The sequence below is a fragment of the Streptomyces sp. SUK 48 genome (genome assembly GCF_009650765.1).
Taxonomy (GTDB): domain Bacteria; phylum Actinomycetota; class Actinomycetes; order Streptomycetales; family Streptomycetaceae; genus Streptomyces.
The window spans coordinates 1,612,065-1,635,426 of record NZ_CP045740.1 but is presented as its reverse complement, the minus strand read 5'-3'; the positions used below and the strand labels follow the sequence as shown (position 1 = coordinate 1,635,426).

Below are 23,362 nucleotides of genomic sequence, written 5' to 3'. Positions count from 1 at the left end.
CATGGGGGAGGACAACATGCACCGGACGCCGTACGGCACCTGGCCGTCACCCATCGACGCGGCGCTCGCCGCCGCCCACGACGGCCGCCCGGACTGGGTGGACCACGTCGGGGACGAGATCTGGTGGACCGCACCCCGCCCCGGCGAGGGCGGCCGCCGCGCGCTGATACGGCGCCGCGCCGACGGCACCGAGGAATCGCTGCTGCCCCCGCCGTGGAACGTGCGCACCCGCGTCATCGAGTACGGCGGCCGGCCCTGGACCGCCGAGAGCCGGGGCGGCGAACCCCTCGTGGTCTTCGCCCACTTCGCCGACCAGCGGCTCTACCGGTACGAGCCGGGCGGCGAACCCCGCCCGCTCACCCCGCTCTCCCCGGTCGGCGGCGGACTGCGCTGGGCCGAACCGCGGCTCGACCTCGAACGGGGCGAGGTGTGGTGCGTGCTGGAGGAGTACACCGGCGACGACCCCGGCGACGTCCGGCGCGTCCTCGCCGCCGTCCCCCTCGACGGCTCGGCCGCCGAGGACCGGGGCGCGGTGCGCGAACTCACCGAAGAACGGCACCAGTTCGTCACCGGACCCCGGCTCTCCCCGGACGGCCGGCGCGCCGCCTGGCTCGCCTGGGACCATCCGCGGATGCCCTGGGAGGGCACCGAACTGCGGGTCGCCGAGGTCGGCCCGGACGGCACCCTGTGCGGCGCGCACACCGTCGCCGGGGGAGCGGGCGAGGCCGTCGCCCAGGTGGAATGGGCCCCGGACGGCAGGCTGCTGTACTCCAGCGACCGCGGCGGCTGGTGGAACCTCTACCGCGACGACGTCCCGCTGTGCACCCGCGAGGAGGAGTTCGGCGGCCCGCTGTGGCAGCTGGGCCTGCGCTGGTTCGCGCCGCTGGACAGCGGGCTGATCGCGGTCGTGCACGGCAAGGGCTCGACCGTGCTCGGCATCCTGGACCCGGAGTCCGGGGAGATCGTCGACGCGGCCGGCCCCTGGACCGAGTTCGCCGCGAACCTCGCCGTGCACGGCAGCCGGGTCGCCGCCGTCGGCGCCAGCCCGCGCACCGCGTACGAGGTGGTCGAGCTGGACACCACCACGGGCCGCGCCCGCGCCGTCGGCGCCCGCCACCAGGACCCGGTGGACCCCGCCTATTACCCCGAGCCGCAGATCCGCGTCTTCACCGGACCCGACGGCCGCGAGGTGCACGCCCAGGTCTTCCCGCCGCACCACCCCGAACACGCCGCGCCCGACGGCGAGTTGCCGCCCTATGTCATCTGGGCGCACGGCGGCCCCACCAGCCGGGTGCCGCTCGTCCTCGACCTGGAGATCGCCTATTTCACCTCCCGGGGCATCGGTGTCGCCGAGGTCAACTACGGCGGCTCCACCGGCTACGGCCGCGCCTACCGCGAGCGGCTGCGCGAGCAGTGGGGCGTGGTCGACGTCGAGGACTGCGCGGCCGTCGCCCGCGCGCTCGCCGAGGAGGGCACCGCGGACCCCGGGCGGCTCGCGATCCGGGGCGGCAGCGCGGGCGGCTGGACCACCGCCGCCTCCCTCACCACCACGAACGTCTACGCGTGTGGCACCATCCTCTACCCGGTCCTCGACCTGACCAGCTGGGCCTCCGACGGCACCCACGACTTCGAGTCGCGCTACATGGAGTCCCTGATCGGCCCGTTCACCGAGGTGCCGACCCGCTACACCGAGCGTTCGCCCGCGAGCCACGCCGACCGGCTCGCCGTGCCGTTCCTGATGCTCCAGGGCCTGGACGACGTCATCTGCCCGCCCGTGCAGTGCGAGGAGTTCCTCGCCCGCGTCCAGGGCAAGGACGTCCCGCACGCCTACCTCACCTTCGAGGGGGAGGGGCACGGGTTCCGCAGGGCGGACACCGTGATCCGCGCCCTGGAGGCCGAACTCTCGCTGTACGCACAGGTGTTCAAGCTGGACACGCCTGGAGTGCCCCGACTGGAGCTGCGCCGGTGAAGCCCCTCGCCCGCCCGCCGAGACTGGCCCCGGGCGCCCGGGTGGCCGTCGTCGCCCCCAGCGGGCCGGTGCCCGAGGAGCGCGTCCAGGCGGGCCTCGACGTGCTGCGCGGCTGGGAACTCGACCCCGTCGTCATGCCTCATGTCCTCGACCGGCACGGCGAGTTGGGCTACCTGGCGGGCAGCGACGCCGACCGGGCCGCGGATCTCCAGAGCGCCTGGTGCGATCCGTCGGTGGCCGCGGTGCTGTGCGCCCGCGGCGGCTACGGCGCCCAGCGCATGGCCGACCTGGTCGACTGGGACGCGCTGCGCGCCGCCGGACCGAAGGTCTTCCTCGGCTTCAGCGATGTCACCCATCTGCACCAGGCGTTCGCCACCCGCCTCGGCCTGGTCACGCTGTACGGGCCGGTGGCCGCCGGGATCGACTTCATCAAGAGCGCCCGGGCGCAGGAGCACCTGAAGGCCACCCTGTTCGCGCCCGAGACGGTCCAGGCCGTCGCCACGACCGGTACGGCGCTGGTGCCCGGCCGGGCCCGCGGGGTGACCCTCGGCGGCTACCTCGGCGGGCTCGCCGCCGACCTCGGCACCCCGCTCGCCCGGACCGGTGCGCGCGGCGGGCTGCTGATGATCGAGGACGTGACCGAACAGCCGTACCGCATCGACCGGTTGCTCACCCAGCTGCTGCGCTCCGGCTGGCTGGACGGGGTCGCCGGGATCGGGCTCGGGTCCTGGGAGCGGTGCGGACCGTACGAGGAGGTGCGTGCCGTCCTCGCGGACCGGCTCGGCGGACTCGGGGTGCCGGTCTGCGAGGAGATGGGGTTCGGGCACTGCGCGGACGCGCTGACGATCCCGTTCGGGGCCGAGGCGGAGCTGGACGCGGACGCGGGGACGCTGATGCTGGCCGAGCCCGCGCTGCGCTGAGCACGCGCCGCGCGGCAGGTCCGGACGCGTAAGCTGGCCGGATGCCGCACATCGCGTCCCGCCATCTCCGCGAAGGCCCCCGGGTGGGCATCCGCCATTTCACCCTGGACGACGGCCCCGAGTTCACCGCGCGCGCCCGCGAGAGCAAGGACCTGCACCGCCCGTGGCTGTTCCCGCCGTACGCCGAGGACGCGTACGCCGAGTACGCGGCGCGGCTGATCGACGACCCGACGAAGGCCGGCTTCCTGGTGTGCGAGCGCGAGGGCGGGGGCATCGCCGGGTTCATCAACATCAACAACATCGTCCGGGGCGGCTTCCGTTGCGGCGCCCTCGGCTACGGCGCGTTCGCGCACGCCGCCGGGCGCGGTCTGATGCGCGAGGGCCTGGACCTGGTGATCGGCCACGCCTTCGGGCCGCTCGCGCTGCACCGCCTGGAGATCAACGCCCAGCCGGAGAACGTCGCCTCCATCGCGCTGGCCCGGGGCGCGGGATTCCGCCTGGAGGGCTTCTCCCCGAAGATGATCTACATCGACGGGGACTGGCGGGACCACGAACGCTGGGCGCTCACCACCGAGATGCGCGCCTGACCTCGGACGGTCCGCCGCCCCGGGCCCCCGCGCCCTTTGCGCAATCCTGACCGGCAGCTCCCCTGGCCGTCTCACCGCACGCCGGGTTCCATGGTCGTCGTGACAAGGATCCGACGTGAGGTACTGACCCTGCCCGCCGCCGAGTTGGGCCCGGACAACCCGCTGCCCCCGCTGCGCCCGCTCGACGAGGTCCACCGCATCGACGACCGCGACCGGGAGGACATACCCCGGGACATGGCCCGCGGACTCGGGTACGCGCCACTGCGCAGTCTGCTGCCGGTCCGGCTGCGCGACGGCTACGGCCGGACCCGCGCACCCCGCCGACTCGACGCCCTGGTGATCGAGAACGACCGGCTGCGCGCCACCGTCCTGCCCGGCCTCGGCGGCCGGGTCGCCTCCCTGCTCCATCTGCCGACCGGCCGCGAACTCCTGTACCGCAACCCGGTGTTCCAGCCCGCCGACTTCGCCCTCAACGGCGCCTGGTTCTCCGGCGGCATCGAGTGGAACATCGGCGCCACCGGCCACACCGCCCTCTCCTGCGCGCCCGTGCACGCCGCGCGCGTGCCCGCCCCCGACGGCGGGGAGATGCTGCGCCTGTGGGAGTGGGAGCGGCTGCGCGACCTGCCCTTCCAGGTCGACCTGTGGCTGCCGGACGGCTCCGACTTCCTGCATGTCGGCGTCCGCGTCCGCAACCCGCACGAGCATCCGGTGCCCGCCTACTGGTGGTCCAACACCGCGGTGCCCGAGGAGGTCCGGGTCCTCGCCCCCGCCGAGCAGGCATGGCAGTTCGGCTACGAGCGCCGGTTGCGCCGGGTGCCCGTCCCGTCGTACGACGGCATCGACCGCACGTACCCCCTCAACAGCGCCCACGCCGCGGACTACTTCTACGACGTGCCCGACGGCCGGCGCCGCTGGATCGCCGCGCTGGACGCGGACGGGCGCGGGCTGGTGCAGACCTCCACCGACGCGCTGCGCGGCCGCAAGCTGTTCGTCTGGGGCGGCGGCCCGGGCGGCCGCCGCTGGCAGCGGTGGCTCACCGAGCCCGGCACCGGCGGCTACTGCGAGATCCAGGCGGGCCTGGCCCGCACCCAGTTGGAGCATGTGCGCCTGGAACCGGAGAGCGAGGTGTCCTGGCTGGAGGCGTACGGCCCGCTCGACAGCTCGCCCGCGGGGGAGTGGCCGGGCGCGGTCCGGCGGGCCGAGGAGAAGCTGGAGTCGGCGCTGCCGCGCGCCCGCGTCGAGGAGGCGTACACCCGGTGGCGGGCGCACGCCGACACCGAGCCCGGCGAGATCCTCGCCACCGGCTCCGGCTGGGGAGCGCTCGAAGTGCTGCGCACCGGGGGGAAGCTGGCCGGCACACCCTTCCCCGAGTCCACGCTCGGCGAAGCCCAGCAACCCTGGCGGGAGTTGCTGCGCACCGGCAGCCTGCCCGCCCCGCGCGGCCCCGAGCCGGCCGGCGACACGCTCGTCGCCCCGCACTGGCGGGACCTGCTGGAGAGCGCGCCCGCCACCTGGCACACCGAGTACCACCTCGGCATCGCCCAGTGGCACGCGGGCGACCGCGCCCAGGCCGTCCGCAGCTGGGAACGCGCCCTGCGGCTCGCCCCCGCCCGCTGGCCGCTGCTGCGCGCCCTCGCCGTCGCCGACGCGGACGGCGGCCACCACGAGCGGGCCGCCGAGCGGTACGCCGAGGCGTTCGGCGACCTGTGCGGCGCGGGACGCCCCGAGGGCCCGGACCGGATCGCGGAACGGGCCGCCCTCGGCCGCGAGACGCTCGAAGCGCTGCTGCGGACCGGGCGGACGGCAGACGCCCGTGGCGTCTGGGAACGGCTGCCGCGGACCGTCCGGCGGCGCGGCCGATTCCGGCTGCTGGAGGCGGAGTTGCTGCTCGCGGAGGGCCGCCGCGCCGAGGCGCGGGCCGTGTTCGACGCGGGGTTCGAGATCGCCGATCTGCGGGAGGGCTCCCAGGCGCTCGACCGGGTGTGGGCCCGGCTCACCGACGAACCCCTGCCCGCCCGCTACGACTTCAGGATGCGTCCCGATCCCGCCTGAGCGCTCAGCCGTGCTGGTCGACGTACTCGAAGAGCGATCCGTCCGGGTGCATCGCGAGCATGTTGCTGCCCGCCGGTGTCGGCACCGGCTCCACCAGGATGCGGGCGCCGAGGCCGGTGAGCAGCTCACGCGCCTCGCCCACGTCCTTGACGGCGATGGTCGCGGTGACCTTCCGCAGGATCTCCAGTTCGGCCTCGGGGCCGCTCATCAGCAGGAAGGAGCCGATCGCGGCGACCTGGACCCCGCCGCGTGCGAACCGCTGCGCCGTGCCACCGGCCAGCCGCTCGTAGAAGGGGATCGCGGTCTCGATGTCGGCAACGCAGATACGCAGCGAGGCGCCCATAATCTCCATGCGGACGAGCCTAGTTGGGACGAGGGCCGACGCGCACGCACCCGCGGAGTTACCCGGAGTGCGCACCGGGTACCCGCATGGCATGAACCGTTCACAGCCTTTGGATCATCTGGAACATCTCGACAAGGAACTGGTCGAGGAGCTGGCGCAGGTGGCCCGCGTGACGGTACGGGAGGAGCTGCGCGAACAGACCCGCAAGCAGCGCCGTACCGCCGTGCTCTACGGAGCGTCGGGCGCCGCCGCCCTGTACGCGGGCGGCGCGGTCGCCGTCGCCGTCGGCCTGGCCCTGGCGACCGGGCTGCCCGGCTGGGCGGCCGCGCTGATCACCGGGGCGCTGATGGCCGCGGTGGCGTACGCGCTGCGGGCCAGCGCCCACGCCTCGTCCTCGGGGTCCTCGGGCGCCTCGGGGTCGTCAGGGCATCACCCGCATCCGCCGCACCGCGTGGTCGGCGGCACCCCGCCGGTCGCCCCTCCGGGCGGCCTCGGCATGCCGTACCCGCCGATCCCCAAGAATCCGCCGATGACCCCGGCCGACCTGGACGACCCGCGCCGGTGACCGGCGCGGGGAGTCCCCCCGGGGCCGCTCCCCGGCCCGCTCGTCCCCCGGGCTCGTCCCGCGAGCCCGCTCATCCTTCGGCCGACCGGGCCGGCGCCTTCGGACGGTGGCGGTCCGAGATCCACAGCGCCCGGAACCCGGCCCGCTCGGCCGTCCGCGCCGGTCCCGCGACCCCGGCCGGTACCCCGGGTGCTCCGCCCGGGTGAGTGCCCCCGCGTTTGGTTGGTCCGGCCCCGGATACGCGGAAAACCTCGCACGAGCCCACCGCCCGGGGCATCGTCGCGGGTCGCCCGCGCGTGCCGGGCACCGGCGCCGGTCCCGTCGGCCGTCTTCGCGCTCCGGTGATCCCGGGTGGCCCGTACGGACGCGTACCGACCGACGACCACGATCTCGCGCAAGGAGAGCCATGGACACCGCCGAACTCGCCGAACTCGGACAGCAGCTGCGCGTCGACAGCGTACGGGCCGCCGACGCGGCGGGGTCCGGGCATCCCACGTCCTCGATGTCCGCCGCCGACCTGATGGCCGTACTCCTCGCCAACCATCTGCGTTACGACTTCGAGCGCCCCGAGCATCCCGCCAACGACCGCTTCGTGCTGTCCAAGGGCCATGCCTCGCCGCTGCTGTACTCCGCGTACAAGGCGGCCGGCGCCATCGAGGACGGGGAACTGGTCACCTTCCGCAAGCTCGGCAGCCGCCTCGAAGGCCATCCGACGCCCCGCAGGCTGCCCTGGGTGGAGACGGCCACCGGCTCCCTCGGCCAGGGACTGCCCGTAGGGGTCGGCATCGCCCTCGCCGGGCTGCGCCTGGACCGCACCGGTTACCGGGTGTGGGTGCTGTGCGGGGACAGCGAGCTGGCCGAGGGCTCGGTGTGGGAGGCCGCCGAGCACGCCGGGTACGAGAACCTGGACAACCTGAAGGTGATCGTGGACGTCAACCGGCTCGGGCAGCGCGGCCCCACCCGGCACGGCCACGACCTGGACGCCTACGCCCGCCGCTTCCAGGCGTTCGGCTGGCACACCATCGAGATCGACGGCCATGACGTGGACGCGATCGACCGGGCGTACGGGGAGGCGCTGTCCACCACCGGGCAGCCCGTCGTGATCCTCGCCCGCACCCTCAAGGGCAAGGGCGTGGCCGCCGTGGAGGACCGGGAGGGCCAGCACGGCAAGCCGCTGCCCGACGCCGACGAGGCCATCGCCGAGCTGGGCGGCCCCCGTGAGCTGCACATCCGGGTGGGCGAACCGCCGGCCGCCGCCGCGCTGCGCGACCGCACCACCGAGGTGATCCGGCTCCCGCGCTACGACAAGGGCGACGAGGCCGCCACCCGGGACGCCTTCGGCGCCGCCCTCTCGGCCCTCGGCGACGCGCGCGGCGACGTCGTCGCCCTGGACGGCGAGGTCGGCGACTCCACCCGCACCGAGGAGTTCGCCAAGGCACACCCCGACCGTTTCTTCGAGTGCTACATCGCCGAGCAGCAACTGGTCGCCACCGCCGTGGGCATGGCGGTGCGCGGCTGGGTGCCGTACGCCGCGACCTTCGCCGCGTTCCTCACCCGCGCTCACGACTTCGTGCGCATGGCGGCGGTCAGCGGCTCCGGGATCAACCTCGTCGGCTCGCACGCCGGGGTGGCCATCGGGCAGGACGGGCCCTCGCAGATGGGCCTGGAGGACCTCGCCATGTTCCGCGCCATCCACGGCTCCACGGTGCTCTACCCCTGCGACGCCAACCAGACCGCCCGGCTGGTCGGCGCCATGGCCGGGCTGGAGGGCATCCGCTACCTGCGCACCTCCCGGGGCAAGACCCCGGTGCTCTACGACGCCGACGAGGAGTTCCCGGTCGGCGGCAGCAAGACGCTGCGTTCCTCGGAGGAGGACCGGCTGACCGTCGTCGCCGCCGGGGTCACCGTGCCCGAGGCGCTGGCGGCCGCCGACCGGCTCGCCGAGGACGGCATCGCGGTCCGGGTGATCGACCTGTACTCGGTCAAGCCCGCCGACGCCGAGACGCTGCGCCGGGCCGCCGAGGAGACCGGCTGCCTGCTCACCGTCGAGGACCACCACCCCGAGGGCGGTATCGGGGACGCGGTCGCGGAGACCTTCGCCGACGGCCGCCCCGTGCCCCGCCTGGTCCGGCTCGGGGTCCGTACGATGCCCGGTTCGGCCGCCCCCGACGAGCAGCTGCACGCCGCGGGCATCGACGCCCTCGGCATCGTGGCCGCGGCGAAGCTGCTGGTGGAGGAGGCAGTGGTGCGGTGAGCGAGGACGCCGGCCGGCCGATACGGGCCGGCCGGCGCACCGTGCCTGTCCGGCGGCCGGGGAAGATCCTCTTCCCCGGCCGCCGGGGTGTGCCCGGAGCACACCGAGGGCGCTCTCGCCGACTCCTGTCACTCCGTCGCCCCCTGCCCGCCTCCGCGCCCCCGTCCACGAGACCGCGGCCGTGCCGCGCGCTGCCGGGCGAACTCCCCCTGCCCGCCGCCCCGATGACCGCCGGCTCGCGCGGGCGGCACTTCGGCGTGCCGCTCGGCGGACGCCAGGAAGCCGACGCGGCACGGCGGTTCGCCGCGACACCACCCAACTCGCCGCCGCACGGCACCCGGACCGGCTGAGCACCGCCGGCCGCCGCCGTTCGCGCGGCCGATTGCGGCCCCCGTCGCCGTGCCTCCCGCCCGGTCGAGGCCGGACGGCTCCTGCCCTCCGTGGCCGCCGCCGGACCACCGCCGACGCCCCACAGACCCGCGGCGATCCATGGGCGGAGCCGTCCTGCCGGGGCCTCTGTCCGGGCCCCGCGCGGCCGCGCCTCGCGGACCTGCGCGACTGAACCCGGCCCGGAAGGTTTGGCCACGGAATGAGGGGCCACCCGCACCAAGAGGTGGCCATGTCGAACACACATCGCACAACGCGTACACAGAATTCACGGGAATCCCGGGAATCCGAGCGGGAAGACGAGCAGGAGACACCGGAGGAAATCGAACAGGAGTCGGAACCCGAGGCGAAGCCCCGGAAGACCCGCAGGGCCTCCGCCCGCAGGGCCCCCCGGCCGTCCTCCGACGGCGAGGAGTCCACGCACGAGCCCGAAGGGCGCCGGCCGCCCCTCATGGAGGTACTGCGGCAGGCGCGCGGCCAGCTCGCCGAGCTGACCGGGCTCGAAGCCGAATCGGTCTCCTCCTTCGAGCAGACCGAGGACGGCTGGTCCCTCGAGGTCGAGGTACTGGAACTTTCCAGGGTGCCGGACACCATGAGCCTCATGGGCAGCTACCTGGTCGAACTCGACCGCCAGGGGCAGCTCACCGGCTACCGGCGGGTGCGTCGCTACGAGCGCGGCAGAGCCGAACGCTGACCGCGCCGGGCGAAATCGACCATTCAGCAACGAACCGAAGGAGGAACGGCCGGTATGACCGTTGTCCCGGCACAGCAGAGCGGCGGCGGTGGAGGCAGCAGTGGCCTCTACGACGTACTTGAGCTGGTGCTTGACCGTGGCCTGGTGATCGACGCGTTCGTGCGCGTCTCCCTGGTGGGTATCGAGATCCTGAAGATCGACGTTCGCGTCGTCGTGGCGAGCGTGGACACCTATCTCCGCTTCGCCGAGGCGTGCAACCGCCTCGATCTGGAATCCGGTCCCAACAAGAGCCCCGGGCTGCCCGAGATAGTCGGCGAGGTGACCGAGTCCGGCGCGCGCGGCAAGTCCAAGGGCGCTCTGTCCGGCGCGGCCGAGACCATATCCGACGCGTTCAAGCAGGCACGCGACGAGGGCGACGAGGAACGCCCCCGTGCTCGTAAGACCACGAGCCGTCGCCGCAAGGAGGAGCAGGAGTGAGCACGTACGTCTACGGGATCACCGCCCGTTCCCACCCGGACCTCCCCGAGGGGATGACCGGAGTCGGCCAGCCGCCCCTGCCCGTGCGGCTCCTCACCGAGGGTGAGCTGACCGCGCTGGTCAGCGACGCTCCGGAGAGCCTGCGTCCCAAGCGCAGGGACCTGCTCGCGCACCAGAACGTGCTCGCCGAGGCGGGCGCCGGCGGCTGCGTGCTGCCCATGCGGTTCGGCAACGTCGCCCCCGACGACGACACCGTCACACAGGTCCTCGGCGAGCGTGCCGACCACTACCGGGAGCGGCTCGCGGCCCTGGACGGCAAGGTCGAGTACAACGTCAAGGCCAACCACGTCGAGGACGCCGTCCTCCACCTGGTGATGGCCGAGCAGCCGGACCTGCGCGCCCTCGCCGACGCGAACCGCAAGTCGGGCGGTGGCAGTTACGACGACAAGATCCGCCTCGGCGAGATGGTCGCCGCCGCCGTCAAGGCGCGGGAGACCGAGGACGCCGCCGAGGTGCGCGGTCTGCTGGAGCCGACGGCCGCCGCGGTCAGCGCCGGCCCCGAGTCCACCGGCTGGCTGCTCAACCACTCGTTCCTGGTCGCCCGGGACACCGCGGAGGAGTTCCTGGCCGTCATCGAGCAGATCCGGGCCGACCAGCCCCACCTGGAACTGCGCGTCAACGGCCCGCTGCCGCCGTACAGCTTCGTCGAACCGGGCCCCGCCCAGCCGGCGGACACGGACTCCGCCGCTGCGGCTTCCTGACGCGGCGGACGACCCGAACGGCCCGGACGGCGAGCGGAAGGAGGACCCCATGGGACTGATCAAAGAAGTACTGCTGCTGCCCTTCGCGCCCGTGCGCGGCGGCGGATGGGCGATCAACCAGGTGCTCCGTGAGGCGGAACGGATCTACTACGACCCCGCCACCGTCCGGGCCGAACTCGCCCGCCTCGAAGAGCAGTTGACGGCGGGCGAGATCACCGAGGAGGAGTTCGACCAGCGCGAGGACGAACTGCTCGACCGGCTGGAGGCCCCCCAGGGTCCCGGCAACACCACAGGCAACGGAACGGGACGATGAACCGAACGGCACTGGGCCTCGCGATAGGGGCCGGATACTTCCTGGGACGCACCAGGAAACTGAAGATGGCCATCGCGGTCGGTTCGCTCGTGGCGGGCAAGAAGCTCAACCTCGGCCCGGGCGCGCTCGTCGACCTCGCACGCAAGCAGCTGCTCGACAACCCGCAGTTCAAGGAGATCGGCGGTCAGTTGAGCACCGATCTGCGGGGCGTCGGCAAGGCGGCCTCCGGAGCCATGATCGAGCGGCAGATCAGCTCCCTCGCCGACCGCCTCCACGACCGTACGGCCCAGGTGCGCGGGGAAGCCTCGGAAGCGCCCGCGGACGAGGCCGGCGACGAGGCCGAGGAGGAGCGCGAGGACGAGCGCGACACCGGCCGCGAGGACAAGCAGGACAAGGGCGAGGGCCGCGCGGCCGGCCGCGACGACAAGGCGGGCGACGAGGCGGACGACGAGGAGAGCACCGGGAAGTCCCGTGCCCGCAAGCCCGCCGCCAAGAAGACCGCGGCGCGGCGGACCGGCACCGGCACCACGGAGAAGAAGGGCCCCGCGAAGAAGACGGCGGCCAAGAAGACCGGCGCGCAGCGCCAGACGGCCGCGAAGAAGACGACCGGCTCCCGCCGCGGCGGTTCCGCGAAGGGCGGTGAGGAACGATGACCGAGTCCCTGGGATCCGCGGCCTCGGCCGCGGGGAAGGCCAAGGGCGCCGCCGATGGCGCCGGTCCGCTCGACGGACTCGCCAACAGCGAGGCGGTCGACCGGCTCAAGGAAGAGGCGCAGGAATACCTGTCCGCACAGGCCCAGCGGCTGCTCACCGGCCTCGGCCGCAAGCTCGGCGAGACCACCGGCAAGCTGAACGACATCGCGGAGGGCAACAGCCCCGGCTTCGCCAAGCTCGCCCTGGACGGCGGCCGTAAGCTCGCCGAGGGCAAGGGGCCTCTGCGCTCCGCTCTGGAACTCGGGGCGTCCCATGTGAAGGACAACGTCATGGACGCGGTCAAGAACATCGGGGGCGGCAAGAAGGGCAAGGGTCGCGGCGGCAACAAGCCGACCGTGATCATGGAGTTCATCGACGTGGGTGTGCCGCTGCGCACCGCCTACGACCAGTGGACCCAGTTCCAGGACTTCTCCACCTTCGCCCGCGGCGTCAAGAGCGTCTCCCGCGCGGGGGACACCGAGACCGACTGGCAGGCGAAGATCTTCTGGTCCAGCCGCAGCTGGAAGGCCCGCACCACCGAGCAGATCCCCGACCAGCGCATCCAGTGGACCTCCGAGGGCGCCAAGGGCAGCACCAAGGGCGTCGTCACCTTCCACGCGCTCGGGGACAACCTGACCAGGGTGCTGCTGGTCATCGAGTACTACCCGAGCGGACTCTTCGAGAAGACCGGCAATATCTGGCGTGCGCAGGGCCGCCGGGTCAGGCTGGACCTGAAGCACTACGCCCGCTTCATCACCATGAAGGCGGAGGCGGAGGACGGCTGGCGCGGCGAGATCCGCGACGGCGAGGTCGTCCGCAGCCACGAGGACGCGGTCGCGGAGGAGGAGTCCGAGGAGTCGCAGGACCAGGAGTCCGAGGAGCCGGAGGACCGGGCCGAGGACGCCGAGGACCACGACGACGAGGAGCCGGAGGAGTACGAGGACGAGTACGAGGACGAGGACGAGGAGCCGGAGGAGGGCGGCGAGGAGCGGGAGGACGAAGAGTACGAGGACGAGGACGACGAACCCGAGGACGAAGAGTACGAGGACGAAGACGAGGAAGAGGAGTACGAGGACGAGGAGGAACCCGAGTACGCCGAGCACGGGAGCCGTCGATGACGACGCCCGCCTCCAGGTCGGGTGGCTTCGCCGACCCGTACGGCCAGGGCTCGGGTGCCAACCTCGGTGACATCCTTGAGCGCGTCCTCGACAAGGGTGTCGTCATCGCCGGTGACATCCGGATCAACCTGCTTGACATCGAACTGCTCACCATCAAGCTGCGGCTGATCGTCGCCTCGGTGGACAAGGCGAAGGAGATGGGGATCGACTGGTGGGAGAGCGACCCGGCCCTGTCCTCCCGGGCCCGCCGGGACGAGCTGACGCGGGAGAACGCGGAGCTGAGAGAGCGGCTGGCCCGGCTGGAGGAGCTGGAGTCGGGCCACGCGCGGGAGGAGGCGCCATGACCGGACTGCGCTACGTGTATGCCGTCTGCCGCCCTCTCGGGGCGCCCCTTCAGGCCCAGCTGACGGGCATCGGGGGTGCCCCGCCGGCCCTGCTGTCCCACCGCGGCCTGGTCGCGGTGGTCAGTACGGTCCCCGAGGCCGACTTCTGCGAGGAGGGGCTCAAGGCCCACCTGGAGAACATGGACTGGCTGGCCGCCACCGCCCGCGCCCACCAGGGCGTGATCGACGCGCTCACCACCGTCACCACTCCGCTGCCGCTGCGCCTGGCGACCGTCTTCCGGGACGACAGCGGGGTGCGCAGCATGATGGAGGCCCGCGAGGCGGACTTCCTGCGCGCCCTGGACCGGCTGGAGGGCCGGGTGGAGTGGGGCGTCAAGGTGTTCACCGAGCCGCCCCCGGAGCCCGCCCCGGGCGAGCGGGCCGCGACGGCGGAGGGGTCCGGCAAGCCGATGAGCGGCCGGGACTATCTGCGCCGCCGCCGCGCGGACACCCAGGCCCACGAGGCGGACCTCCAGGCCGCCGAGGGCTTCGCGGATTCCCTGCACCGGCGGCTGTGCGCGCACGCCGAGGCCAGCCGGCTGCATCCGCCGCAGAACGCCTCGCTGTCCGGCGCCCGGGGCCGCAATGTGCTGAACGCGGCCTACCTGGTGCCCCGGGACCGCTCCGAGGAGTTCGTGGAACTGGTGGACCGCACCAAGGACGAGGCCGGAGGGCTGCGGGTGGAACTGACCGGGCCCTGGGCCGCGTACTCGTTCAGCGGGTTCGCCGAGGAGGACGCGCGGGCGGGGGAGAGCCGGTGACCGTCGTGGAACGCCGGGAGATCGCGCTGGTCGACCTGCTGGACCGGCTGCTGGCGGGCGGCGTGGTCATCACGGGCGACATCACGCTGCGCATCGCCGACGTGGACCTCGTCCGGATCGACCTGAACGCGCTGATCAGCTCGGTCAACGCCGCCGTGCCCTCGCCGTTCGAAGTACCGCCGGAACCGCCGCTCGACGAGCTGCCCGCGAAGGAGCTGTGATGTCCGCCCCCAAGCGGCTCGACCTCGAACCCGACACGGTCGAGCGCGATCTGGTGAAACTGGTGCTCACGGTGGTGGAGCTGCTGCGCCAGCTGATGGAGCGGCAGGCCGTACGGCGCTTCGACACCGGCGATCTGTCCGAGGAGCAGGAGGAGCGGATCGGACTCACCCTGATGCTCCTGGAGGACCGGATGGCGGAGCTGCGCAACCGCTACGGGCTGCGGCCCGAGGACCTCAACCTGGACCTCGGGCCGCTCGGCCCGCTGCTGCCCCGCGACTGAGACGCCCGCGTCCCGGTCGCGGGCGCCCGCGCGGGCCGGTCCTCACGCCTCCTTGCGGCAGAGGATCTCCCCGTGCAGGACCGCGAACCAGCCGTCCTCCCGCCGCCCCCACTCCCGCCAGGCGTCCGACACCGCCCGCAGCCGCTCGGGCGTGGCGTGGCCGCCCGCCGTGGCCCGTTCGGCGTAGGCGGAGGCGACGGTGCGGTCCGCCCACAGACCGCTCCACCAGGCGCGTTCCTCCTCGGTGGCGAAGGTCCAGGTGCCGCAGCTCGTGGTGATGTCCCGCAGCCCGGCGGCCAGCGCCCAGGACTTCAGCCGGCGCCCGGCGTCCGGCTCACCGCCGTTCGCCCGCGCCACCTCCTCGTACAGCTCCAGCCAGTCGTCCAGGCCGGGCAGCGCCGGGTACCAGGTCATCGCCGCGTAGTCCGCGTCCCGTACGGCGATGAACCCGCCCGGCTTCGTCACCCGGCGCATCTCGCGCAGCGCCTGCACCGGGTCGCCCACGTGCTGGAGCACCTGGTGGGCGTGGACCACGCAGAAGGTGTCGTCCGGGTAGTCCAGGGCGTGCACATCGGCGACCGCGAAGTCGACGTTGGCCAGCCCCCGCGCGGCAGCCGTCTCCCGCGCCTGCTCCAGGATGCCCGGGGCGTGGTCGACCCCGGTCACCCGGCCGTCGGGCACCAGCTCGGCCAGATCCGCGGTGATGGTCCCGGGCCCGCAGCCGATGTCCAGGATTTTCATGTGCGGCTTGAGGGAACCGAGCAGGTAGCCCGCGGAGTTGGCGGCGGTGCGCCAGGTGTGCGAGCGCAGCACCGACTCGTGGTGCCCATGTGTGTAGACGGCCGTCTCCCGTGCCTTCGGCATGCCGCATCCCCTGCTCGTCGCGCCCTCGGCGCGTGTCCCGTCGCGCCGGCCCCACCGGCCGGCGCCACGGTTCACGGTACGCGCGCGTGCCGAATGATGAGACCCGCGTTTTGCCATCTGGACTGACGGACCATCAGTGAGCGACCGTCAGGAAGTGCTGGGCAGCGGGCGGTAGACCGTCAGCGCCTCTGGCAGCTTCTCCACCGTCACCTCGCCCGAGACGGTCGTGACCTCACCGTCGTAGGCCAGCGGGGTGCCGGGCGCGAGGCCGGTCAGCCGCAGCCGGTTCACCTGGACCGCGGCGTGCGCGGGGGAGCGGGTCAGGGGCCCCGCGGCGGCCGCGGCGAGCAGCCGCAGCGCGGGCCGGCCGCTGCCGTGCACCACCCGCACGTCCAGCAGCCCGTCCGCCAGATCGGTACGGCGGCCCGGCGCGAGCCCCATCCGGTGGTAGACGCCGTTGCCGGCGAACAGCATCCACAGCGGCCGCCGTTCACCGCCCACCTCCACCTCCAGCGGGTGCTGCCCCTCGCGCAGCACCCGCAGCACGCCGAGCAGCCCGGCCGGCCAGCTGCCGATCCGGTGCGACCAGGAGTCCCGGGCGCGCACCAGCTCCGGGTACACCCCGAGGCTCAGCGTGTTCAGGAACAGGCCCTCGGTGCCGTCGGAGACGAACCGGCCCGCGTCCACCCGTACCGCCTCGCCCTTGCGCACCGCGCGGGCCAGGTCGCGCTCGTCCTCCACGCCCAGGTCGTACGCGAAGTGGTTCAGGGTGCCGCCCGGCAGCACGGCCAGCGGCAGCCCGTGGCGCAGGGCCACGGCGGCGGCCGCGTTCACGGTGCCGTCGCCGCCGCACACCCCGAGCACCCGTGCCCGCGTCGCCGCCTTCGCGAGCGCGTCGCCCGTCTCGTCGGGCTCGCACTCCACGATCTCCGCGCGCGGCAGTGCCGTCCGCAGACCGTTCACCCGGTCCGAGGAGCCCGAGCCCTGGTTGGCGACCACCACCAGGCCCTCGCCCTCCGGCAGCGCCGGCACATCGGCGCGCGGCCGGGTGCCGGGCACCGTGGCCGTGCGGGCCGGCACCAGGCGCCGTACCAGGAAGGCGGCGCCCGCGCCCAGCGCCGCACCGGCCAGGACGTCGCTCGGGAAGTGCACCCCGGTGTAGACCCGGGAGGCGGCCACCGAGATCGCCAGCGGCGCGACCGCGGCGCCCCACGCCGGGGACTCCAGCGCCACCCCGACGGCGAAGGCGGCCGCCGACGCCGCGTGGCCCGAGGGGAAGGACGTGGTGACCGGCTGGTGCCGCAGCCGCCGCCCGCGCGGCACCGGGTCGAGCAGCGGCCGGGCCCGGCGCACCGAGCGCTTGCCGAGCGTGTTGACGGTCGCGGAGGCCACGGCGAGCGAGGCCATGCCCCGTACGGCGGCCCGCCGTGCCCTGGGCGTACGGGTCGCCGCCACGGCCGCGGCCACGCCCGCCCACAGCACCCCGTGGTTGGCGCTGCGGGTCAGCCGGGGCAGTACCCGCTCGGCCCCCGGCCAGTTCCAGCGGGCGGCCCGCTCGAAGAGCCGGGCGTCGGCCGCGAGCAGCCGTTCGTACAGGGGATGCGGGGCGGCGGTCGGGGCGGTGAGGTCCACGTCCGGGGTCTCGGTCTCGTTCATAGGGGTGCGGTTACCCTGAAGTGCCCGTTTCCTGTCCCTCTGTGTTCCGCACCGCGCGAACGCCGCCCGGACGCCGCAAGGAGACCGCCCGGATGCGCCTGCTCCTGATCCGCCACGGCCAGACCACGTCCAATGTGCGCCGGCTGCTGGACACCGCCGCACCCGGGCCGGGGCTCACCCCGCTCGGCGCCGCCCAGGCCGCCGCGCTGCCCCGGGCGCTGGCCGCCGAGGACATCGGCGCCCTCTACGCCTCCTCGCTGATCCGCACCCAGCTCACCGCCGCTCCGCTGGCCCTCGCGCGCGGGCTCGGCGTGACCGTCCGCGACGGCATCCGCGAGCTGTCCGCGGGCCATCTGGAGATGCTGCCCGGCGACGCCCCCGAGGCGGAGTCCTACATGCGCACCGCCTTCGCCTGGTCGGCCGGGCACACCGCGCTGCGCGTGCCCGGCGGGGAGAGCGGCGAGGAGGCGCTCGCGCGCTACGACGCCGTGATCGAGGAGGCGTACCGCACCGGCGCCGGCACGGTCGCCCTGGTCAGCCACGGCGCCGCGATCCGGATGTGGACCGCGGCCCGCGCCCGCAACATCGACGTGGCCTTCGCCGCCGCGCGCCCGCTGGCCAACACCGGTGTGATCACCCTGGAGGGCGACCCGGGCACCGGCTGGCGGGCCCTGACCTGGGAGGCCCACACCGTCGAGCCGCCCGGCTCCCCCGGCCCGACGGGGGAGCCGCTGGGCACGACCGGGTGAACCGGGCCGGTCCGCCCGGCCGGACCCCCGGCGGACCGGCGCGGCCAGGGGGCCCGGGCGGCCGCGTCCGATAACGGTTTGCCCCGCTCCGCCCCCGGACCGGAGAATGCGGTCTCATGGGACATCTGGAAGCCGCGCACCTCGAGTACCACCTCCCCGACGGGAGGACGCTGCTCGGCGATGTCTCCTTCCGGGTCGGCGAGGGCTCGGCCGTCGCCCTGGTCGGCCCGAACGGAGCGGGCAAGACCACCCTGCTGCGGCTGATCTCCGGCGAGCTGAAGCCGCACGGCGGCTCCGTCACCGTGAGCGGCGGTCTCGGCGTGATGCGCCAGTTCGTCGGCTCCGTGCGCGACGAGACGACCGTGCGGGACCTGCTGGTTTCCGTCGCCCCGCCCCGGATCCGCGAGGCCGCGAAGGCGGTGGACGAGGCCGAGCACGCCGTCATGGCGGTGGACGACGAGAAAGCCCAGCTGGCCTACGCGCAGGCCCTCGCCGACTGGGCCGAGGTGCGCGGCTACGAGGCCGAGACGCTGTGGGACATGTGCACCACCGCCGCGCTCGGGATGCCGTACGACACGGCGCAGTGGCGCCAGGTGCGCACCCTGTCCGGCGGTGAGCAGAAACGCCTGGTGCTGGAGGCGCTGCTGCGCGGCACCGACGAGGTCCTGCTGCTGGACGAACCGGACAACTACCTGGACGTCCCCGGCAAGCGATGGCTGGAGCAGCAGCTCAAGGAGACCCGCAAGACGGTCCTCTTCGTCTCCCACGACCGCGAACTCCTCGCCCGCGCCGCCGAGAAGATCGTCTCCGTGGAGCCGGGACCGGCCGGTGCGGACGCCTGGGTGCACGGCGCCGGCTTCGCCACGTACCACGAGGCCCGCCGCGAACGCTTCGCCCGCTTCGAGGAGTTGCGCCGCCGCTGGGACGAGAAGCACGCCCAGCTGAAGAAGCTCGTCCTGAACCTCCGTCAGGCCGCCGCCGTCAGCCATGAGATGGCCTCGCGCTATGCCGCCGCGCAGACCAGGCTGCGCAAGTTCGAGGAGGCCGGACCGCCCCCGGAGCCGCCGCGCGAGCAGGACATCACCATGCGTCTGAAGGGCGGCCGTACCGGCGTAAGGGCCCTCACCTGCGCGTCACTTGAGCTGACCGGCCTGATGAAGCCGTTCGACCTGGAGGTGTTCTACGGCGAGCGGGTCGCGGTCCTCGGCTCCAACGGCTCCGGCAAGTCGCACTTCCTGCGGCTGCTGGCCGGCGAGGAGGTCGCGCACACGGGCCAGTGGAAGCTCGGCGCCCGGGTCGTGCCGGGTCACTTCGCGCAGACCCACGCCCACCCCGAACTCCAGGGCCGCACCCTGCTGGACATCCTGTGGAAGGAGCACGCGCAGGACCGGGGCGCGGCCGCCTCCCGGCTGCGCCGCTACGAGCTGACCCAGCAGGCCGAGCAGTGCTTCGAGCGGCTCTCCGGCGGCCAGCAAGCCCGCTTCCAGATCCTGCTGCTCGAACTCGCGGGCGTCACCGCCCTGTTGCTGGACGAGCCGACCGACAACCTGGACCTGGAGTCCGCCGAGGCCCTCCAGGAGGGCCTGGAGGCGTTCGACGGCACGGTCCTCGCGGTCACCCACGACCGCTGGTTCGCCCGCTCCTTCGACCGCTTCCTGGTCTTCGGCACCGACGGCCGGGTCCGTGAGACCCCGGAGCCGGTGTGGGACGAGCGCCGCGTGGAGCGGGCCCGGTAGCCGCGGGCGGCCACCCGGCGGCATGCGGAGGCCGGGTGCCCGGGATGTTCGTACAGTGGACTCAGGAACGCGGTTACCCGGACCCCATGAACGGACACGACGAGCGGGGCACCACCATGACCGGAGTCGACCCCAGCCGACTGGACGACCAGCAGCTCATGAAAGAGCTGGAGACCATCCACCGCACGCGCCACGACACCCTCCTGTACGGCTCCAACGACGCGCTGCGGGCCCACAACGAGCGCATGGCGCAGCTGGAGGGCGAGTATCTGCGCCGCAACCCGCGCCGCCTGGTCAGCGCGGCCCGCACCCGCGAGGGCGCCCGGGAGCGCCACTGCGGCGAGTCGGTGACGCCGGGGCAGTCCGGCACCTGAGCCGATCCGCTCGCGCGACACCGCGATACGACGTGGGTGTGGGGGCCGACCCGTCCCGGGCCGGCCCCCACACCCACGTCATCGGGCAGGCTCGGTCCTCAGCCGGCCGCCTCCTCGAACACCTGGAGGAACGTCTCGCAGAACGCCTTCAGATCGTCCGGCTTACGGCTGGTCACCAGCTTGTTGGGCCCCTGGTCGCAGACCTTGACCTGCTCGTCCACCCAGGCGCCGCCCGCGTTGCGGATGTCCGTCCGCAGACTCGGCCAGGAGGTCAGCACCCGGTCCCGTACGACGTCCGCCTCCACCAGCGTCCACGGGGCGTGGCAGATCGCGGCGACCGGTCGCCCCTGGTCGAAGAAGTCCTTCACGAAGGCCACGGCCTTCTCGTCCATCCGCAGGAAGTCCGGGTTCGCCACCCCGCCGGGCAGCACCAGGCCCCCGAACGAACCGGCGTCCGCCTCGCCGACCACCTCGTCCACCTCGAAGGTGTCCGCCTTGTCGAGATGGTTGAACCCCTGGACCTTCCCGGACCCGGTCGACACCAGCACCGGCTCGTGCCCCGCGTCCGAGGCCGCCTTCCACGGCTCGGTCAGCTCCACCTGCTCGACGCCCTCGGGCGCCACCAGAAACGCGATGCGCATGATTCTCGTACTCCTTTCCCTGGCTCAGCCGCCGCTCGAGAGCGCCTCGGCCAGTTGCTGGACGTTGCGGAACCGCTCGTCGCGCGGCAGCTCCGCCACCGCGTCCACCAGCGGGTCCGGGGCGTTGTCCCGGCGCAGGGCCGAGACCAGCTCACCCGGGCGGGCCGGGAAGGCGCTGCGGTTCAGGCTTCGGGCCAGCTCCATCCGCACCTTCTCCAGGGACGCCGGGGAGCCGATGCCGCCGACCGGGCCGCCGGTCACCTCCGGGTCGTCGTCGGCGGCGGGCTCCGGGTCGTGCCACCCCTCGGCCCGGGTCGGGTGCCCGGACCTCAGGAGCCCCTTGAGCTCGTGCTTCATCTCGTCGTCCCGGTGCACGTTCAGCCGGTCACTGCCTCGCTGCATATCTCCCTCCAGGGGTCGAACGTCCGCACCCGCGTACCCGGTACGGCACCACCGAACACCGCCGTCTACCGCCGGGTCCGGCCCGGCAGGAACTCCTGGACCTTCGCCTTCAGCCCCTGCTTGACCACCGCGCCCCGGTCCGCGTCGCCCTTGAGCACCGAGGCGGCCGTGGCCTCCAGCTGCTCCCAGGTGGCGTGCGGCGGGACGGGCGGCACGGCGGGGTCGGTCAGGAACTCGATCACACAGGGCCGGTCCGCCGCGAGCGCCGCCCGCCAGCCCGCCTCCACGTCCCGCGGCTTCTCCACCCGGATGCCCTCCAGGCCGAGCGACCGGGCGAAGTCGGCGTACCGCACGTCCGGGAGCTGCTGCGAGGGCAGGAAGGACGGCGCACCCTCCATCGCCCGCATCTCCCAGGTCACCTGGTTCAGGTCCTGGTTGTTCCACACCGCGACCACCAGCCGGGGGTCCGACCAGCGGTCCCGGTACTTGGCCGCGGTGATCATCTCCGCGAGACCGTTCATCTGCATCGCGCCGTCCCCGACCAGGGCGACCACCGGCCGGTCCGGGTGCGCGAACTTCGCGCCGATCGCGTACGGCACCGCGGGCCCCATCGTCGCGAGCGTCCCGGACAGCGAGCCGCGCATACCGGGCCGCATCGTGATGTGCCGCGCGTACCAGTTGGCCACCGAGCCCGAATCGGCGGTCAGGATCACGTTCTCGGGGAGCAGCGGATCGACGGCCCGCGCCACGTACTCCGGGTTGATCGGCTGCGCCGCGAGCCCGGCCCGCCGCTCCATCGTCTCGTGCCAGTGCCGCACGTTCGCGGCCACCGTGTCGTACCACTCCCGGCCGCCCCGGTCCCGCTCCAGCAGCGGGATCAGCCGCCGGAGCGTCGCCCGCGCGTCGCCGACGAGATTCACCTCGTACGGGTACCGCATCCCGATCATGTGCGGATCGACATCGATCTGCACGCCGCGCGCTGTGCCGAAGTCCGGCAGGAACTGGGCGTACGGGAACGAGGAGCCGATGGTCAGCAGCGTGTCGCAGTCCCGCATCAGCTCGTACGACGGCCGGCTGCCCAGCAGCCCGATCGGCCCGGTGACGTACGGCAGCTCGTCGCTGAGCACGTCCTTGCCGAGCAGCGCCTTGGCGACGCCCGCGCCGAGCAGCTCCGCGATCTCCCGCACCTCCTCGACCGCGCCCGCGGCGCCCTGGCCGATCAGGATCGCCGGCTTGTCGCCCGCGTTCAGCACCTCCGCGGCCCGGCCCAGCGCCTCGTCCGCCGGGGTCGCCGTCCACTCGCTCGCGCCCAGGCTGGAGGGCACCATCTTGAACGCGTGGGTCGGCGGCGAGTAGTCCAGCTCCTGCACATCGCCGGGGATGATCAGCGCGGTCGGGCAGCGCCGCGCGTACGCCGTGCGGATCGCCCGGTCCAGCACGTTCGGCAGCTGCTCGGGCACCGTCACCGTCTCCACGAACTCCGAGGCGACGTCTTTGTACAGCGTGTGCAGGTCGACCTCCTGCTGATAGGAGCCGCCCATCGCGCTGCGGTCGGTCTGGCCGACGATCGCCAGCACCGGCACATGGTCGAGCTTGGCGTCGTACAGGCCGTTCAGGAGGTGGATCGCGCCCGGTCCCGAGGTCGCCGCGCACACGCCGAGGCGCCCGCTGAACTTCGCGTACCCGACCGCCTCGAACGCGGACATCTCCTCGTGCCGGGACTGGATGAACCGCGGCTCGTCCCCGGCGCGGCCCCAGGCGGCGAGCAGTCCGTTGATGCCGTCGCCCGGATAGGCGAACACCTGCTCGACGTCCCAGGCGCGCAGACGCTCCAGGACGTGGTCGGACACCTTCTTGCTCATGAAAGGGACCTCCCCGACGGGGTTGGACAGCGGACGATCCGGTCAGCGTCGACCGGGTCTCCGGCGGGCAGTGCGGAAAACCTCCCGGGGTCCGCGAGTGCCGCGCGCCGGGCCGTGCCGTCACCCGGGTGGGCGTCCGCGTCCCGCGAATGGGGCCCGGCCGCGCGCGCCGGGGCGTGCGGCGGGCTGTGATGGCGGGGAGGGAGGGGTACGACCCCGGCGCCGCAGGGCGTGGGTGCCGTACCGCTGCCTCGGCCGCCGCCCGTACGGCCGCGCCTGTGCGTCCGTACGACCGCGCCG

25 protein-coding genes are annotated in these 23,362 nt (G+C 73.6%); 19 read left to right on the top strand and 6 right to left on the bottom strand.

Annotated features, from left to right (window positions below):
* Positions 1 to 16: 16 nt before the first annotated feature.
* The 4 genes from GHR20_RS06890 to GHR20_RS06875 all read left to right on the top strand — a co-directional run bounded on the left by GHR20_RS06890 (position 17) and on the right by GHR20_RS06875 (position 5,528).
* A complete protein-coding gene (locus GHR20_RS06890) occupies positions 17 to 1,969 on the top strand; it encodes a prolyl oligopeptidase family serine peptidase (RefSeq protein WP_153812643.1) in 1,953 nt (650 codons plus the stop codon).
* Positions 1,966 to 2,889, top strand: coding sequence for an LD-carboxypeptidase (locus GHR20_RS06885; RefSeq protein ID WP_153812642.1), 924 nt, complete (start codon positions 1,966 to 1,968; stop codon positions 2,887 to 2,889). The genes GHR20_RS06890 and GHR20_RS06885 overlap by 4 nt, the downstream gene beginning before the upstream one ends.
* Before the next feature lie 41 nt (positions 2,890 to 2,930).
* Positions 2,931 to 3,476 carry a GNAT family protein gene (locus GHR20_RS06880; protein WP_153812641.1) on the top strand — a complete coding sequence of 182 codons (546 nt, stop codon included), beginning with the start codon at positions 2,931 to 2,933 and terminating at the stop codon, positions 3,474 to 3,476.
* Positions 3,477 to 3,566: 90 nt separating this feature from the next.
* Entirely contained in the window at positions 3,567 to 5,528 is a 1,962-nt protein-coding gene (locus GHR20_RS06875) for a DUF5107 domain-containing protein (protein ID WP_153812640.1), read from the top strand.
* A 4-nt stretch (positions 5,529 to 5,532) separates the two neighbouring features.
* On the opposite strand, the gene GHR20_RS06870 is transcribed toward GHR20_RS06875, so the two are convergent.
* A complete protein-coding gene (locus GHR20_RS06870) occupies positions 5,533 to 5,880 on the bottom strand; it encodes a glyoxalase (protein WP_085567428.1) in 348 nt (115 codons plus the stop codon).
* 82 nt (positions 5,881 to 5,962) lie between these two features.
* Between GHR20_RS06870 and GHR20_RS06865 the strand changes: the two genes are divergently transcribed.
* From GHR20_RS06865 to GHR20_RS06810, 12 genes are all read left to right on the top strand, one after another.
* A complete protein-coding gene (locus tag GHR20_RS06865) occupies positions 5,963 to 6,436 on the top strand; it encodes a phage holin family protein (protein ID WP_153812639.1) in 474 nt (157 codons plus the stop codon).
* Positions 6,437 to 6,842: 406 nt separating this feature from the next.
* Positions 6,843 to 8,690, top strand: a complete 1,848-nt coding sequence (locus GHR20_RS06860) for a transketolase (protein WP_148023218.1) — start codon at positions 6,843 to 6,845, stop codon at positions 8,688 to 8,690.
* Positions 8,691 to 9,309: 619 nt separating this feature from the next.
* Positions 9,310 to 9,771 (top strand): gas vesicle protein, encoded by a 462-nt coding sequence (locus GHR20_RS06855; RefSeq protein ID WP_148023219.1) that lies wholly within the window; start codon positions 9,310 to 9,312, stop codon positions 9,769 to 9,771.
* 54 nt (positions 9,772 to 9,825) lie between these two features.
* Entirely contained in the window at positions 9,826 to 10,248 is a 423-nt protein-coding gene (locus tag GHR20_RS06850; RefSeq protein ID WP_148023220.1) for a gas vesicle structural protein GvpA, read from the top strand.
* A complete protein-coding gene (locus tag GHR20_RS06845) occupies positions 10,245 to 11,009 on the top strand; it encodes a GvpL/GvpF family gas vesicle protein (RefSeq protein WP_148023221.1) in 765 nt (254 codons plus the stop codon). Before GHR20_RS06850 ends, GHR20_RS06845 begins: the two co-directional genes overlap by 4 nt.
* A gap of 49 nt (positions 11,010 to 11,058) precedes the next feature.
* Positions 11,059 to 11,322: a gas vesicle protein GvpG gene (locus GHR20_RS06840; RefSeq protein ID WP_111581283.1), complete on the top strand. Its 264-nt coding sequence runs from the start codon at positions 11,059 to 11,061 to the stop codon at positions 11,320 to 11,322.
* On the top strand, positions 11,319 to 11,975 hold the full coding sequence (locus GHR20_RS06835; protein ID WP_153812638.1) for a DNA primase: 657 nt from the start codon (positions 11,319 to 11,321) through the stop codon (positions 11,973 to 11,975). The genes GHR20_RS06840 and GHR20_RS06835 overlap by 4 nt, the downstream gene beginning before the upstream one ends.
* Positions 11,972 to 13,132, top strand: coding sequence for an SRPBCC family protein (locus tag GHR20_RS06830; protein WP_153812637.1), 1,161 nt, complete (start codon positions 11,972 to 11,974; stop codon positions 13,130 to 13,132). The genes GHR20_RS06835 and GHR20_RS06830 overlap by 4 nt, the downstream gene beginning before the upstream one ends.
* A complete protein-coding gene (locus GHR20_RS06825; protein WP_148023224.1) occupies positions 13,129 to 13,476 on the top strand; it encodes a gas vesicle protein in 348 nt (115 codons plus the stop codon). Before GHR20_RS06830 ends, GHR20_RS06825 begins: the two co-directional genes overlap by 4 nt.
* Positions 13,473 to 14,276 (top strand): GvpL/GvpF family gas vesicle protein, encoded by an 804-nt coding sequence (locus GHR20_RS06820; RefSeq protein ID WP_153812636.1) that lies wholly within the window; start codon positions 13,473 to 13,475, stop codon positions 14,274 to 14,276. The genes GHR20_RS06825 and GHR20_RS06820 overlap by 4 nt, the downstream gene beginning before the upstream one ends.
* The gene (locus GHR20_RS06815) at positions 14,273 to 14,497 is read left to right on the top strand and encodes a gas vesicle protein (protein WP_153812635.1); all 225 of its coding nucleotides are present in this window, start codon (positions 14,273 to 14,275) and stop codon (positions 14,495 to 14,497) included. Before GHR20_RS06820 ends, GHR20_RS06815 begins: the two co-directional genes overlap by 4 nt.
* On the top strand, positions 14,497 to 14,778 hold the full coding sequence (locus GHR20_RS06810; RefSeq protein ID WP_111581289.1) for a gas vesicle protein K: 282 nt from the start codon (positions 14,497 to 14,499) through the stop codon (positions 14,776 to 14,778). The genes GHR20_RS06815 and GHR20_RS06810 overlap by 1 nt, the downstream gene beginning before the upstream one ends.
* 42 nt (positions 14,779 to 14,820) lie before the next feature.
* On the opposite strand, the gene GHR20_RS06805 is transcribed toward GHR20_RS06810, so the two are convergent.
* Both GHR20_RS06805 and GHR20_RS06800 read right to left on the bottom strand, forming a co-directional pair.
* A complete protein-coding gene (locus GHR20_RS06805; RefSeq protein ID WP_153812634.1) occupies positions 14,821 to 15,642 on the bottom strand; it encodes a class I SAM-dependent methyltransferase in 822 nt (273 codons plus the stop codon).
* Positions 15,643 to 15,789: 147 nt separating this feature from the next.
* On the bottom strand, positions 15,790 to 17,298 hold the full coding sequence (locus GHR20_RS06800; RefSeq protein ID WP_148023229.1) for a bifunctional phosphatase PAP2/diacylglycerol kinase family protein: 1,509 nt from the start codon (positions 17,296 to 17,298) through the stop codon (positions 15,790 to 15,792).
* 92 nt (positions 17,299 to 17,390) lie between these two features.
* On the opposite strand from GHR20_RS06800, the gene GHR20_RS06795 reads away from it, so the two are divergent.
* The 3 genes from GHR20_RS06795 (at position 17,391) to GHR20_RS06785 (ending at position 20,157) form a co-directional block, all read left to right on the top strand.
* Positions 17,391 to 18,047 carry a histidine phosphatase family protein gene (locus GHR20_RS06795; protein WP_153812633.1) on the top strand — a complete coding sequence of 219 codons (657 nt, stop codon included), beginning with the start codon at positions 17,391 to 17,393 and terminating at the stop codon, positions 18,045 to 18,047.
* 116 nt (positions 18,048 to 18,163) lie between these two features.
* Positions 18,164 to 19,783: an ATP-binding cassette domain-containing protein gene (locus tag GHR20_RS06790; protein WP_148023230.1), complete on the top strand. Its 1,620-nt coding sequence runs from the start codon at positions 18,164 to 18,166 to the stop codon at positions 19,781 to 19,783.
* 86 nt (positions 19,784 to 19,869) lie between these two features.
* Entirely contained in the window at positions 19,870 to 20,157 is a 288-nt protein-coding gene (locus GHR20_RS06785; RefSeq protein WP_085567443.1) for a DUF6158 family protein, read from the top strand.
* A 98-nt stretch (positions 20,158 to 20,255) separates the two neighbouring features.
* Here the strand turns inward: GHR20_RS06785 and GHR20_RS06780 are convergent, their stop codons facing one another.
* From GHR20_RS06780 to GHR20_RS06770, 3 genes are all read right to left on the bottom strand, one after another.
* Complete coding sequence (locus GHR20_RS06780) at positions 20,256 to 20,798, bottom strand: type 1 glutamine amidotransferase domain-containing protein (RefSeq protein WP_111581294.1); 543 nt, start codon at positions 20,796 to 20,798, stop codon at positions 20,256 to 20,258.
* Between the two features lie 24 nt (positions 20,799 to 20,822).
* Positions 20,823 to 21,200 (bottom strand): DUF2795 domain-containing protein, encoded by a 378-nt coding sequence (locus GHR20_RS06775; RefSeq protein WP_153812632.1) that lies wholly within the window; start codon positions 21,198 to 21,200, stop codon positions 20,823 to 20,825.
* A 65-nt stretch (positions 21,201 to 21,265) separates the two neighbouring features.
* Positions 21,266 to 23,062, bottom strand: a complete 1,797-nt coding sequence (locus tag GHR20_RS06770; protein WP_148023232.1) for a thiamine pyrophosphate-requiring protein — start codon at positions 23,060 to 23,062, stop codon at positions 21,266 to 21,268.
* Positions 23,063 to 23,362 lie beyond the last annotated feature (300 nt).

What these genes read in the sequence shown, in the direction of transcription:
- GHR20_RS06890 (WP_153812643.1), top strand. Translation starts at nt 17, where the DNA reads ATGCACCGGACGCCGTACGGCACCTGGCCGTCACCCATCGACGCGGCG.
- GHR20_RS06880 (WP_153812641.1), top strand. Translation starts at nt 2,931, where the DNA reads ATGCCGCACATCGCGTCCCGCCATCTCCGCGAAGGCCCCCGGGTGGGC.
- GHR20_RS06875 (WP_153812640.1), top strand. Translation starts at nt 3,567, where the DNA reads ATGGTCGTCGTGACAAGGATCCGACGTGAGGTACTGACCCTGCCCGCC.
- GHR20_RS06870 (WP_085567428.1), bottom strand. Translation starts at nt 5,880, where the DNA reads ATGGAGATTATGGGCGCCTCGCTGCGTATCTGCGTTGCCGACATCGAG.
- GHR20_RS06865 (WP_153812639.1), top strand. Translation starts at nt 5,963, where the DNA reads ATGAACCGTTCACAGCCTTTGGATCATCTGGAACATCTCGACAAGGAA.
- GHR20_RS06860 (WP_148023218.1), top strand. Translation starts at nt 6,843, where the DNA reads ATGGACACCGCCGAACTCGCCGAACTCGGACAGCAGCTGCGCGTCGAC.
- GHR20_RS06855 (WP_148023219.1), top strand. Translation starts at nt 9,310, where the DNA reads ATGTCGAACACACATCGCACAACGCGTACACAGAATTCACGGGAATCC.
- GHR20_RS06850 (WP_148023220.1), top strand. Translation starts at nt 9,826, where the DNA reads ATGACCGTTGTCCCGGCACAGCAGAGCGGCGGCGGTGGAGGCAGCAGT.
- GHR20_RS06840 (WP_111581283.1), top strand. Translation starts at nt 11,059, where the DNA reads ATGGGACTGATCAAAGAAGTACTGCTGCTGCCCTTCGCGCCCGTGCGC.
- GHR20_RS06835 (WP_153812638.1), top strand. Translation starts at nt 11,319, where the DNA reads ATGAACCGAACGGCACTGGGCCTCGCGATAGGGGCCGGATACTTCCTG.
- GHR20_RS06830 (WP_153812637.1), top strand. Translation starts at nt 11,972, where the DNA reads ATGACCGAGTCCCTGGGATCCGCGGCCTCGGCCGCGGGGAAGGCCAAG.
- GHR20_RS06825 (WP_148023224.1), top strand. Translation starts at nt 13,129, where the DNA reads ATGACGACGCCCGCCTCCAGGTCGGGTGGCTTCGCCGACCCGTACGGC.
- GHR20_RS06820 (WP_153812636.1), top strand. Translation starts at nt 13,473, where the DNA reads ATGACCGGACTGCGCTACGTGTATGCCGTCTGCCGCCCTCTCGGGGCG.
- GHR20_RS06810 (WP_111581289.1), top strand. Translation starts at nt 14,497, where the DNA reads ATGTCCGCCCCCAAGCGGCTCGACCTCGAACCCGACACGGTCGAGCGC.
- GHR20_RS06805 (WP_153812634.1), bottom strand. Translation starts at nt 15,642, where the DNA reads ATGCCGAAGGCACGGGAGACGGCCGTCTACACACATGGGCACCACGAG.
- GHR20_RS06800 (WP_148023229.1), bottom strand. Translation starts at nt 17,298, where the DNA reads ATGAACGAGACCGAGACCCCGGACGTGGACCTCACCGCCCCGACCGCC.
- GHR20_RS06795 (WP_153812633.1), top strand. Translation starts at nt 17,391, where the DNA reads ATGCGCCTGCTCCTGATCCGCCACGGCCAGACCACGTCCAATGTGCGC.
- GHR20_RS06790 (WP_148023230.1), top strand. Translation starts at nt 18,164, where the DNA reads ATGGGACATCTGGAAGCCGCGCACCTCGAGTACCACCTCCCCGACGGG.
- GHR20_RS06785 (WP_085567443.1), top strand. Translation starts at nt 19,870, where the DNA reads ATGAACGGACACGACGAGCGGGGCACCACCATGACCGGAGTCGACCCC.
- GHR20_RS06780 (WP_111581294.1), bottom strand. Translation starts at nt 20,798, where the DNA reads ATGCGCATCGCGTTTCTGGTGGCGCCCGAGGGCGTCGAGCAGGTGGAG.
- GHR20_RS06775 (WP_153812632.1), bottom strand. Translation starts at nt 21,200, where the DNA reads ATGCAGCGAGGCAGTGACCGGCTGAACGTGCACCGGGACGACGAGATG.
- GHR20_RS06770 (WP_148023232.1), bottom strand. Translation starts at nt 23,062, where the DNA reads ATGAGCAAGAAGGTGTCCGACCACGTCCTGGAGCGTCTGCGCGCCTGG.